Origin of the sequence: Mycolicibacter kumamotonensis (assembly GCF_002086285.1) — a bacterium.
Taxonomy (GTDB): domain Bacteria; phylum Actinomycetota; class Actinomycetes; order Mycobacteriales; family Mycobacteriaceae; genus Mycobacterium; species Mycobacterium kumamotonense.
In genome coordinates, this window is sequence record NZ_MVHU01000044.1 from 18,255 (window position 1) to 30,136 (window position 11,882).

An 11,882-nucleotide genomic window follows, 5' to 3' on the forward strand; every position below is an offset into this window, starting at 1 on the left:
CGATGGCCCGGACCCGACGTCCGAAGGACCGCTTGCCACTACCCGATCTCGACGTCCTGTCACAGAGCCGGGTCGCCACCAGCGAGCAGGGCGTTCGTGCGTTTCCGCTACGGACTGATCCGCTGCCCGGTGAGTCGCTGTACTCGTGGCTGCAAGCCTGCGCTGTGCGGCTGGACGTGTCGGTGAGCGAGTTGTATCCGCAGATTTGCCCGCACGTCAGCCGCAACATCCGCGGTCGCCTGAACGTTGCGCAGGTCAGCACCGAAGACGCCGCGGCGATCGGTGCCGTCACCGGCTACCCGGCCGCCGACGTCGCGGCGTTGACACTCGCGCGCTACGCGGCCACCACCGCCGCGATCTTCGGACCGGCGGCTCGGTTGACCACCCTCGCCGACTGGCATCGCGTCGCCGGATCCCAGTTTTGCCCGCATTGCCTGGCCGCCACCGGCGGCGCGTGGAAGTTGGAGTGGCTCCTGATCTGGACGTTCGCGTGCATCCAACACCGATGCCTGTTGGCCGATCGCTGCCCGACGTGCGGTGGCCGACAAGGGCAGCGGCTCGTGACCGGACCGGGGCCGCCGCACCCCGGTCAATGCGACCGCCCCGCCCCCGGTGCTATCCAATCGCGGGTCCGATGTGACGCCGACTTAGGCCGGGCTCCCGTCATCGAGCTGGATGCTGATCATCCCGCACTGGCCGCGCAGTCGGCCGTGTCGGCCCTTCTGGACAGTGGAGTCGCGGCATGGGGTGTCTATCGCCGGCACCCGAGGCCGACTGCAGATGTCCTGTGCGACATTCGGCTCCTGGGCCGAAACATTCTTTCCGCCGCGGGAACCCGGCACCTGGATCATTTCGTACCGGCCGATCTCTTCGCCGAATACCGCAAGAGCCTGCGCCGCAGCGGGGTGAACGAGCCGGAGACGACACACGCCTCGCCCCGGTGGTCCACTGGGCCGCCGGTGATCAGAGCGGTGGCCATCTCCGCGGCGCTGCAAATCCTGCAGGCACCCGATCTCCGTGCCGCCGCTGCGCCCTTGGCCGCTCTACCCCGCGAGGTCTCCCGCTACGACCTGCACAGGACGTCCCTGTCGGTTCACCACGGCGCCCTGACGGCGAGCCCCGTCCTACAAGCCGTTCAGCTGATTGCCGCCGAACCTCACCTCAGTCCGGTCGAGCAATTGCACTACCGGCTCGGCACACCGTTTCCTCAACGACCGGTGAACGACCGTGACCGCCGGCGCCGGCTGCCAAGGTGCATCCCGACGCTGTTGTGGCCCACCTGGGCGTTGACACTGTGCCCGCCGTCGTTCTACCAACCGTCGGCGCGCACGGCGCTGGCGGTCGCCGTTCTGCTGGTGTCCACCACCCTCGACGTCGACGATGCCGCGGCACGGTTGGGTAATGCGGTGACGCCATCGAATGTGGCCTTCCTGCTGTGGCGTCTCAAGGCGTCACCGTTCTGGGAGGACATCCGGTCGGCGTTCATTCGGCTGTCCGACCACCTGGATCGCGACGGCGCACCCATCGACTACGACCGGCGACGCCGGCTCGACTACACCGGCCTGCTGCCTGAGGCGCAGTGGAAGACGTTGTGCCGCAGCATCCGGATCTCACCGCGAGGGCACTGCACTGCGCGCCGCTATTTGCGGGAGCACCTCAGCGGGGTACCCGTGGCCGCCGCCGATGATCACCGAGCCCGACACATCACCGGGAGTTTGGCCGAGTTTCCCCGGCGACTCACTCCCGAACTGGCCGAGGCCCTGCACACCTGCGCAGTGGACTTCCTCGCCGCGCAGGGCATCACCGACGAACCCGTAGCGTGGGAGCCCGCGATCGACGTGCTGGGCACGCTGACGCTGCCCGGATGCGGCATCGACGATGTCGATATCACGCGACTGCACCGATTGCTCCGCCGCGACCGGCTCAGTACGCGTGCGGCTGCGCGGCGCCTCGACCTCAGCGCTGGTCTCGTCCGCTACGCACTCGAGCGGCATCCGGCCCCGCCACGACTACCGCGGCCCCGAACACCGCGAGTCGGAGCCCCACGACCGGGCCGCGCCTATCAGCGTGCCGTCGATGCGCTGCCGGCAGACCGCCTGCGGGAACTCTATCTCGGTGATCGAAAGAGCCTGCGCAGCATCGGCGTCATCGCCGGTGTCGGCCCCCAGACGGTGCGCCGACTCATGCGTGACTACGGCATACCGGTGCGCACGCCGGGCGGACGAGCTCGCCCCGTCGTAGATCCCGACTGGCTCCACACCGAATACGTCACCAAACAGCGGTCCATGGCCGACATTAGCCGGCAACTCGGCATGAAATCCGAAGCGCTCGCCGCCGCCGCCCGCCACCACGGCATCCCAGTACGCACCGTCACCCGCCGCACGCGAACCGACCTCACCGCCGACCCCGCCGTCCCCGGCATTCTGGTGCCCGCTCTCATCGGACACGGCGGCTGGGAGCGATTGCAGCGCTTCGTGGTGATCGCACAGCACGACCGTTTCCTCGACGCAGGCCACGTCCTGGGCACAGGCGTTCCCGCGGTGGCCGCCACCGTCCAGCGACTCGAACGCGATTTCGGGCATGCTCTCGTGTTGCGGTCGCCGGTACGGGTGACACGTTTCGGTGAGAGGGTGGTTGCGGCGGTGACTGAGCTCGCGCACCGAGGCGGGCTCTAGCTTGCTGCCGCACAACAGATCTAGGGCGTCGTGCCGCAGATGAGCCGACATCTCGGCGTGATCACTTCGCCGAGGCCAAGTGTTGTGCGACGGCGGTCAGCGCGGTACTTACGCCGGGCCGCCACCGGTGTGCGGGCGTGTGCGGCGACAATCCGCGTCGGCGCATCGAGGTCGTCAGCCAGCGCAGCTGCTCGGCCGCGGCTGCCGGGTCCGCGGCACTCAGGACGGGTACTGCGACGCACGCGGCGACGGCGTCACTGGACACCCTCGAGGACGACCCCCGCCGGCCGGCCGTCGGCGAGGTCACCAGCGGGTGGGTTCCGGCCCCCGATGTGTACGTGCGGGCGAGGGCATCGGAGATCCTGCTACCGAGCTCGTGTCGGTGGGCGACACGCAGAATCCACGTTCCCAGCAACCTCAGATCCTGACTGAAGACTTCGGACCTGACCGGTTGGTCCGTGTAGATGCCGCCGCACGCCCGCCGCTCGCGCATCACGGACAGAATGGCACGCTGTGCGGCGAACAGCGGATCATCGTGGCCCATCAACCTCACACTATTTCGTGCCAGTGGTGCGCTACAGCGCCCTGCCCGGTTGCTACTCAGATAGCTGGTGCATCGCCCGACCACGGGTTTGTCGCCAGGCGGTCTCGGTCCCAGACGTTGCAGGCCCCCGCAGTCGGCGCATCGATCTTCCAGTAGGCAGCAGTGCGTCAGGCACGCGAACGCCCACCGCAGACGCCACCACACCCGCCAGCGACCCCCACGCTCATCTAGGCAGAGCGGACAGAAGCGGGAACCGGGCACCCGCATCGTCGCCGACCGCTGCCGAGACACATGCGCAGCAATCCACGGCGCCAAAGTCGTCGCCTCCACGCGGACGGGGTCGACACCGGTGGCGCGGCTGATCAACGCGATCTGCAACTCCGTCGGCGCGACGGCGGCGCGCGCCAACTGTTGCGCCGCGCCCTCGCCAGGCCGACTCAACACCCCCACCCCGGCCACTAGCTCACCCCACCGAGCGTCCAGGCGGGCGGCCAGCACCTCCAGCCACGAATCCAGGCTCTCGTCTTCCGCGGGCGCCACGCGCATGGGCAACGAGCGAATCCCCGGCACATCGGGCGACCGGCCCGGCGCGTTCACATATCAATAATGTCCTACTAGTAGTGCAAATAATAGAACGCAACGTACTCATGGACGTCGAACACGTCGGGGCGCACTCCGCGGCGGGCACCCAGGTCACAGCTGTCGCTGAACAAAGCGAACACCCTCGGACGTCGATGCCTATGACGCTCGCAGGGGCCGCTTACGACCACCGCCGACTTCGGTCATTCCCAGCGGCGACACAAGCTGACAGTCCCGTGGTCACAGCCGCTTGGGAAGCTGAGCGCGCGAGCCGCGCGGTCTTATCGTGCGCGACTTGTACGCCTCGCCACTGCTCAGTGGGGGGGAGAAGGCTTGGGAGATTCGCGGGCGACCCACTCGGATTCGAGGTCCGGTGTTCATCGTCAAGCAAGGAACGGGTCAAGCGTTCGGGACTGTTGACCTAGTGCGCGTACTGGGTCCTCTCGATCTTGACTACTTGCTGGCGGCGCCGGAGCTTCCGGTGACTGAGTGCGCCAAATTCCGCCGCACCGGCCTTCCGTATGACCGGACGTACGCCTGCGTATGCATCGGTCCCCGCTTGTTCGACCGCCCGGTGTCGTCGGCGCCGAAAGGGCCGTTACGTGGGTGCGTTCACCCGGGCTTGTTATCGGTAACGGGTAGCTAGTTCCGTCGGATCCATCCTGCCGTGAAACTCGGGCCATCGGCGGCGGCGAGGCGGTGATTCAACCAAACGTCCAGCTCCAGGACGTGCACCACGCGGCCTTCGCGCCGATAGCCATTCAACACCTGCTCAAGGTCTGCAGAACCGCTGTCCCCGCGTTGGTAGACGGTATCCGTTACCCCGTGCACTAAGACGCCATCGACCTCTTCAAACAACAGCCAGACCTTCATCCTGGTTCCTCGCCAACAAGACGAACTATGTCAGGAGGAAATCGAGGACGCGGCCGATTCGCGCCAAACACAACAGACAGCTTCGCAAAGAGCAGCGTCCGGCCGGGCATGCGTAGTCGACCAAACGGGGTACCGACTTCAGTCCGGCCACCCAAACACTTCAGAACACTCCAGAACCGGAAACCGGGCAGGAGGCCGCGGCCCCGACCGAGCGAGGCAACCGGAGGCGGGCAGAGGGGGCGTCGGCGTTAACAACTGTGCTGCTCGAAAGGTGCCAGACAGTCGAGGAGGTGCGCTTAGTCGTTGTGGCGCTCAAGTCCGTCCCAGACATATTTGGGGTCTGGTTGTGGGGCGTCGGGAGGGGGCCCGGTTAGAGCGGTGAGGTCGAATTCCAGGTCGCGGTTTCCAAAAGCGACCACGATGCGTGCGTTGGCGCCGGCAGCGGCGACGTAGCTAGCCAACGTGGACAGGAGCAGGTCGTGTTGACGCTCCATCGTCGAGACGGCGGCTTGTCCGACACCCAGGCGCCGGGCGAGTTCTCCTTGGGTGAGGCCCGCGGCATGCCTGATGACGGCCAGGCCCATCGCGTATGCGCGGTCGTCCTCGCGCATCTGACGGCGGATCCGGCCGACGCGTTCGGCGCGTTCGCGGTCAGCGAGGAGTTTCGTGAGTCGGGCAGCGCCGCGATCGCCACGGGTCACCAATGGTCATCCTCCCGTCGGTTCAGGTTCGATGGCGGCCTTAGCCCAGTACCGAGCGTTCGTGAAGATTCCGCCGTTGCGGATTTGTCGCAGATGAAAAGGGCGATCACGGCGTACTCGCGATGTCCCGCGCGCAGGGCCGTGGCGACTGCCAAGCCGGATAAACCCGGGTCAGCAGAGGACGGGGCAGCGACGGAGTGGGCGGTTTGTAGTGATTCTGCGGCGGTGCTAGTCGGGCCTTCGGCGTGGGTATTCCCTTCCTCACGACGAGCGAATACCACTTCCCAAGCATAGTTCCCCCAACGCGTATCTGCGGCAGGCTGAGGCTCAGCGCTTCCCAGATTCGGCACCTGGCGCGCGCAGGGAAAGGGTCGGCAGCTCAACAACCACGGCCGGCATCGATGAGCCCGCAGATGGCTGCTCTTTAGATTCGTGCGACGTCGACGACGGTGCACTACTAGTAGTACATTAGTTGGGTGTGGCCCGGTGGCTGGCTAGTCGGAAGAGTCGGGCAAGGGGTATCTAACCGGCCGCGCACGAGGCGGCACGCCGCCGAATAAGCGCCCCCTTTTGCCGCTACCGGGTCCCACCCTGTCTGCTACCAGTGACTTAACCTGCGACGCTGCTGCTTAGCAGGCGAGGCTCACCGACCACATCGCTGCTGTTGCCCTCCTGGTGGCGGACCACCTGGCCGTTGGCTGCGGCTCGCCGCATGGCCTTGGAGTGTCCGCACCGCCTCTAGCCAGGAATCCAGTCCCTCACCGGGCGACGGCGCCAGCCGGATCGGCGACGTGCGCGCCGCCGCAGGCCTGTCGGCGGAGCTGTTGCCCGCGCCGCGGTAGTAGTCGGATTGCAGTACGCCTCCCAGTCGCACAAGTCTGCCCTACTAGTAGGGCAGACTCGGGGTTTTCGGCATGGCTACGTGTAGGGGTGCCGACGCGTCCCAGTCAGAACGACCCGGACCGGGTTGCCGAATGGGAACGGCTGCGCCAGCAAGTCGGGAGGCGGATTGTGCTCCTGCGGATCCAGCGTGGGCTGACTCAAGAACGGCTCGCGCTGCTGTCCGGCGTGTCACGAAATGTGCTCGTCAACGTCGAGCACGGCACCCGCGGCATCTTGTATGAACGACTCTTCGATATCGCAGCTGCCTTGGAAGTGTCCGTCGCCGAACTTCTCGAAGACCTCTCTTAGGAGTGGGGTGTAGCTCAGTGTCGGGTGCGGCACGTCCTGGCCTCTGCCAGAAAGATGGTCGAACTAGTCTGCGACCCCGACGGGCGCGGATGGAGCGGCGATATTGACCAGGCGCTGCAGCACCATGCCCTTGTCTTGTTCGGGGACATCTAAGCAGCACCATGCCCTCGTAGCTGGCACAAACGTCAGGTCGCAACCATCCGAAGAGGCGCGTGCTAACCCCGTGGGTTACTTTTCAGCTCTCCAACAGGACGATGGGAAAGATGGATTTCGACGGCACCATCTCCGGGCCCTTGATCGACCCTCACTAGGGAATCGGCCCTCCACCGGGTACAACAAAGGTGGCTGAGCGCACCGCCTCAGTGATGTTCTCTACACCTCAGCGTGCCGCCGGTCGAGTTCCTTGATCCTGCGTTGCACATCTGCGCCGCGCGATAGTGTCGCGAGGATTTGCCTGTCGATTGTGGGGGTCGGCAGCGGGGAGCGGGGGTCGGTCGAATGCCTGTGGCTGGTTGGTATGCAGATCCGTGGCAGCAGGCGGCGCTGCGGTGGTGGGACGGACGTCAGTGGACAGGGGCGGTCCATGGCCCGCCGGCTACGCCCTCCGTCGCACCCGCACCTGCGGATCGCGGGCTTGCAACGCTGTTTGGAGACGCCAACCGGATCGCGGTCATCGACGTGGAGACTACCGGCCTGTATAGCAAGGATCGCGTCGTGGAGATCGCGATCGTCACGCTCGACGGGGACGGCGTCATCACCGACGAGTTCGACACGTTGATCAATCCGACACGTGACGTGGGCCCGACGTGGATTCACCGCATCACTCCATCGATGGTGCATGGCGCACCGTTCTTCGCCGACGTTGCCGGGCAGGTCGCTGCCCGTCTCCACGGAGCTGTCTGTGTGGCTCACAATTTGCGATTCGACTCACGCATGATCGGGGCGGAGCTGCAGCGTGCGGGTATCACCGTGGACTGGGGTTCCGGCTTGGACACGTTGTCGGTAACAGGGTGCAAGCTCGGCCAGGCCTGCGCTGACCACGGGGTCGCCCTCGACGAGGCGCACCGGGCGCTGGCCGACGCGCGCGCGACAGCGCATCTCCTTGTCAGAGTCGCCGGTCACTTCGGTCGGTCCGGAGCGGCGGCAAGGGCACATCCGATCGAGGCATGTCCGGTTCGGGTATGTACACGCGATGGCCGCGCCAATGCCGAGGTACCGGCTCCGTATCTCGCACAGTTGGCCGCGGGCCTGCACGTGGCCCCGGACATCGCGCCCTACGTCGCCCTGCTGGATTCGGCGCTCGCCGACCTCCGGCTCACCGCTGAGGAACGCGCCGAACTCGCCGCATTGGCGAGCGAACTTGGTATGACCGCCGTACATATTCAGCGCGCACATCGGGCGTTCCTCGACGGGCTCGTTGAGGCCGCCCTAGCCGACGGAGAGGTCACCGATGAGGAGATCGAACAACTGTGCCGCGCTGCTGGCCTCCTCGACCTTGACCTCGACATCGTGACCCAGCGCACCGACGCCTACCGAACGATCAAGGACACCCTCTCCCTCGCGCCGGGGCTGTCCGTGTGCTTCACCGGTTCGGCCATGGATGCCACTGGCAACGAGATTGACCGAGCTGCTTTGGAGGCGCTTGCTCAGCAGAACGGATTGGTGACCAAAGACTCGGTGACTGCCAAAGGGTGTGGTCTGCTAGTGGCGGCTGATGCGTCGACACGTTCCGGCAAGGCCGCCCAGGCCAGACGGTTCGGAGTCCCGATTGCCTCGGTCAGCGACTTCGTGCAGGCAGTCAATACCGCGCAGCCGCTTCCCGTTATCCGACTCGAGCACACCGGCGTCGCGCTTGTGTGCGTCAGCTGCGGGCACTCGTGGCTGGCCAACCGTCGCAGCCGTGAACCGCGGTGCGACTCCTGCAAGTAGCGGCTGCGCGACCGGTCGCACGTCCTACCCGGGAAACCAGAATTCTGGTCGCTATCGACGCGTCACCCAGGTTGGCGCCACCCGCAGTACCGAGCCTCGCTGTCCACCCTTCCTGAGGGTGAGAGTCGCCATCCCCGCGGATTGCGCGATGCCGTGCAGCAATCGCCCGACAGGTCGCCCGACGCGCGTCGGACAGGTCTCGGGACACGAGACCCGCCGCAACCGCCTACCACACGGCGACTCTGTGCACGCCTGGCCATTGGCCCATAGAAGCTGGCACCCGCGACTGTAGGATGGTTATTTACGCGTAAGGCTAATCTCAAGTGCCACTTGACGGTTGATTTCGATCGCGTTATGTTCACCCGCAGTCGGTAGTGCGCGTGGCCCGCCGGCCAACGGACTTCAGTGGTCGCACGACCATTAGAGTCCATCTACGTCGCCCGTTAGCCAACGTACGGCGCATGGGCAATGTCGCCAATTTCTGCTGAGGTAGAGCAGATCGGATGGTGGAGTGGACACTTGACAGAATGCCTCCGCGATGTGGCTCGCGCAGCCACCGGATTCCGACGCAGGATGTGGATGGTTGTTTCACTCAGTCTGCTCACAACGAGTTTTGTGGTGGCAACGCCGGCGAAGGCGGACGAGCAGAGTTATCTGCAACCGCTGAGTGGTCGGTGGGCATCCTTAAGCGATCAACAGTTGCTGACCGAGGGATACCGGGTCTGCATGCTGACGAAAAGCACCAGCAGTTCCAATGTGGTTCCCATTGTTCAGGCGAACCTTGGGGGCATCACTGCGCCGGCAGCCTCCGCGATCGTGGCGGCCGCAGTGGTACACCTCGATTGTTGATCGGCCTCAGCGTGTGCGGCCATTGGGTAGCGTCGGCTCGCTGCGCGCATGCGGCTTGCAACTGCAATAAGTGAGAGGTTCAAGCGAGCTCTCACGTCACCCCAAAATCGTAGAGAGTTCCGCCCGAACAGCGGATGACCGGTACAGCCGACTCTCGGCCGACAGGCTGCCGAGGTCAGCGAGTGCCGGGTGATCTGATAGGACCGCCTGAGGTGCGCTGGATCAGTGTGGATCTGGCTCGGTAAGTCGCTTACCCGGTCTCGGCAAAGAATTGCAGGATCGCGGAGTTCACCTCTTGCGGTCTCTCGAGGAAGCCGAGGTGGCCCGCGTCAGCGATCTCCAGGTAGGTACCGTTGGGCAGTGCTGCGGCGACCTCGGCACCCAGGTGCGGTGGGGAAACCAAATCGTCGGCGAACCCCACGACAAGTACGGGTTTGGTGATGTTTCGATAGGCCGCAAGGCGTCCCTCGTCAGCGGTTACCTTGTATTGCGCACGAAGCCCGGGTGTTGACTTCGTCGGCCACATAGTGAAGAGATGAATCCACTCTTGCACCGCCTCATCATCGTTGAGTGTCTTGGGGGACAGCCCCTCGAGAAGACGGATCTTCGCGTCCAACTTGGGCGGCAACGAAAGGTCAGCCAGCTCTTCATCCGTGTCTCGAAGGAAGCGACGTGCGCGGTCGTGACGTCCGCGGGTCGCCATCAGCGCTGAACGATTGACCAGGTCCGGTCGCACCAACATCAGCTCCTGAGCGATCAACGAGCCCAATGACGTTGAGACGATATTGACCGGCGCCGCACCCAGAGCTTCGATGACTACAATCGTGTCGTCGACCATTGTCGCCAGGGAGAAGCCGTCGAGGTCGCCGGTGGCACCCACGCCTCGGTTATCGAAGGTGATGACTCGGTACCCGGCACCGAGAAAGGCTGGCACTTGGTGGAGTTGCCACGTCCGCCCAACGGCCCCGCGCCCAGCTATGAACAACACTGGTTGACCGCGTCCGCGATCGCTATAGGCAAGCTCCATCAGTGGTGACCGTACCGTACCCGCGAGTGCCACACCCCCTTTCCCTTGCAATCAGATTCGCTGACCCCTACACCGTCTTACCGTGCTGGCCGAATGTCGAGTCGCCAAGGCGTTCATCACGTCCCTTGGCTTTCCGAGCCGGAACTCGCTGATTGCACGTGAGCGGCTTCGCGCTGGAAATTGACGAGTCTGCCGGATAGCGGCTGCGGTCTGACAGCGTGAGATCCTGACATGTGCGTGAGGGCGACGGAACGCAGATTACGTCTACCGCCCGCAAGATTGAGGTATGCCATCACCGAGGTAGGGAGTCTTCGTGAGATACAGAGCTTTGGTCCGACTGACTTCGAACAGATCCATCCTCGGGCGGCGGCGTGATCTGCGTCGGCGAGCGCGGAGCGGCGTTCCTCAGCTGAAGGGCAAGACATGCATGGTGACGGGTGCGTCTTCGGGTATTGGCCGCGAACTGGCGCTCGTACTCGCCAGTTATGGCGCCCGGATGGTCCTCGTTGCTCGACGACATGAATTGCTTGCAGAGGTATGTGCCGAGATCCGCTCATCCGGCGGATCGGCCCGCTTCCTGACATGTGACTTGACAGATGGTGATGACGTCGAGCGACTAGTGAGCGATGCGCAGCAGCAGGATGCTGCGCCCGACATCTTGGTCAACAACGCCGGGCGTTCGATCCGCCGGACTCTGCTTCAATCTACGGATCGATTCCATGACTACGAGCGCACGATCCGGCTCAATTACTTGAGCGCGGTGCAACTTACACTCGGGCTTCTGCCATCGATGGTCGAGCGCGGTAACGCCCACATCGTGAACGTCGGGACATGGGGAGTACCTGCAGGTTCGATGCCAAAATTCACCGCCTATCACGCTTCGAAGGCTGCGCTGAGCGCCTTCAGTCGCAGCATGGGCACTGAATTGGCGCGCAGCGGAGTCGCCGTGTCTACTATTCACTATCCGTTGGTCACCACTCCGATGATCGCACCAACAGAGGAGTACCGCGCTTTTCCCGCGCTGTCGGCCGCAGACGCTGCCGAGTGGGTCGTCCACGCCATTGAGAGTAAACCCGTCATGGTTCAGCCGATCTTCGCGCGTTACCTCGCTTTAGGCTCAATGGTTGCACCGAAGTACTTCGACTCCTTCTCGCTGTCGGTAGGAATCTGACTGTCGGTGAATTCCTCTGCCTTCCAATCTGCCCGACAAGCACGCCGCACCGGCGCACTGAATCCGCTGATTCTCAGGCCGATCAAGAGCTAGGACGTGGCCCTGCTGGCGAGTCGCCGGGTCGACATTGGGCGACGGCGTGCCGCGTCGAGACAAACCCTGAGTGGCGGCGGCGTCTTTGGTATTAGCGCGTGCGGAACGCCGGACGGCGTGATCTTCGCCGCTTGGCGCACGTCTTTCTGTGCGCGTCGCGTCTACGGATGTCAGGCTTCGGGGCCGCTTCCGGCGGCGACGACGAGAACGTTGTTGTGTCCGCCGAATCCGAAGGAGTTGCTCAGGCCGA

9 protein-coding genes are annotated in these 11,882 nt (G+C 64.7%); 5 read left to right on the forward strand and 4 right to left on the reverse strand.

The window, feature by feature from the left end; all coding sequences use genetic code 11:
* Positions 1-32: 32 nt before the first annotated feature.
* The gene (locus BST28_RS20545) at positions 33-2,675 is read left to right on the forward strand and encodes a TniQ family protein (RefSeq protein ID WP_165758123.1); all 2,643 of its coding nucleotides are present in this window, start codon (positions 33-35) and stop codon (positions 2,673-2,675) included.
* Between the two features lie 61 nt (positions 2,676-2,736).
* Here the strand turns inward: BST28_RS20545 and BST28_RS20550 are convergent, their stop codons facing one another.
* From BST28_RS20550 to relB, 3 genes are all read right to left on the reverse strand, one after another.
* On the reverse strand, positions 2,737-3,765 hold the full coding sequence (locus BST28_RS20550) for a TniQ family protein (RefSeq protein WP_133054346.1): 1,029 nt from the start codon (positions 3,763-3,765) through the stop codon (positions 2,737-2,739).
* A gap of 675 nt (positions 3,766-4,440) precedes the next feature.
* Positions 4,441-4,671 carry a hypothetical protein gene (locus BST28_RS20555; protein ID WP_083082692.1) on the reverse strand — a complete coding sequence of 77 codons (231 nt, stop codon included), beginning with the start codon at positions 4,669-4,671 and terminating at the stop codon, positions 4,441-4,443.
* 296 nt (positions 4,672-4,967) lie between these two features.
* Positions 4,968-5,372: a type II toxin-antitoxin system RelB family anti-toxin gene (relB, locus tag BST28_RS20560; protein ID WP_083082694.1), complete on the reverse strand. Its 405-nt coding sequence runs from the start codon at positions 5,370-5,372 to the stop codon at positions 4,968-4,970.
* 930 nt (positions 5,373-6,302) lie between these two features.
* Here relB and BST28_RS20565 point away from each other — a divergent pair.
* The 3 genes from BST28_RS20565 (at position 6,303) to BST28_RS23470 (ending at position 9,341) form a co-directional block, all read left to right on the forward strand.
* Positions 6,303-6,563, forward strand: a complete 261-nt coding sequence (locus BST28_RS20565) for a helix-turn-helix domain-containing protein (RefSeq protein ID WP_083082696.1) — start codon at positions 6,303-6,305, stop codon at positions 6,561-6,563.
* Between the two features lie 498 nt (positions 6,564-7,061).
* Positions 7,062-8,492, forward strand: coding sequence for an exonuclease domain-containing protein (locus BST28_RS20570; RefSeq protein WP_083082710.1), 1,431 nt, complete (start codon positions 7,062-7,064; stop codon positions 8,490-8,492).
* A 579-nt stretch (positions 8,493-9,071) separates the two neighbouring features.
* Entirely contained in the window at positions 9,072-9,341 is a 270-nt protein-coding gene (locus BST28_RS23470) for a DUF732 domain-containing protein (protein WP_165758124.1), read from the forward strand.
* Between the two features lie 250 nt (positions 9,342-9,591).
* Here BST28_RS23470 and BST28_RS20575 read toward each other — a convergent pair whose 3' ends face one another.
* Positions 9,592-10,368: an alpha/beta fold hydrolase gene (locus BST28_RS20575; RefSeq protein ID WP_083082699.1), complete on the reverse strand. Its 777-nt coding sequence runs from the start codon at positions 10,366-10,368 to the stop codon at positions 9,592-9,594.
* A gap of 427 nt (positions 10,369-10,795) precedes the next feature.
* Here BST28_RS20575 and BST28_RS20580 point away from each other — a divergent pair, with 427 nt between their 5' ends.
* The gene (locus BST28_RS20580; protein ID WP_083082701.1) at positions 10,796-11,539 is read left to right on the forward strand and encodes an SDR family NAD(P)-dependent oxidoreductase; all 744 of its coding nucleotides are present in this window, start codon (positions 10,796-10,798) and stop codon (positions 11,537-11,539) included.
* Positions 11,540-11,882: the final 343 nt, after the last annotated feature.

Bases quoted from the DNA above. Each gene is read 5' to 3' on its own strand.
- BST28_RS20575 (WP_083082699.1), bottom strand. From the start codon at position 10,368: ATGGAGCTTGCCTATAGCGATCGCGGACGCGGTCAACCAGTGTTGTTC.
- BST28_RS23470 (WP_165758124.1), top strand. From the start codon at position 9,072: ATGGTTGTTTCACTCAGTCTGCTCACAACGAGTTTTGTGGTGGCAACG.
- BST28_RS20580 (WP_083082701.1), top strand. From the start codon at position 10,796: ATGGTGACGGGTGCGTCTTCGGGTATTGGCCGCGAACTGGCGCTCGTA.
- BST28_RS20555 (WP_083082692.1), bottom strand. From the start codon at position 4,671: ATGAAGGTCTGGCTGTTGTTTGAAGAGGTCGATGGCGTCTTAGTGCAC.
- BST28_RS20550 (WP_133054346.1), bottom strand. From the start codon at position 3,765: ATGCGCGTGGCGCCCGCGGAAGACGAGAGCCTGGATTCGTGGCTGGAG.
- BST28_RS20570 (WP_083082710.1), top strand. From the start codon at position 7,062: ATGCCTGTGGCTGGTTGGTATGCAGATCCGTGGCAGCAGGCGGCGCTG.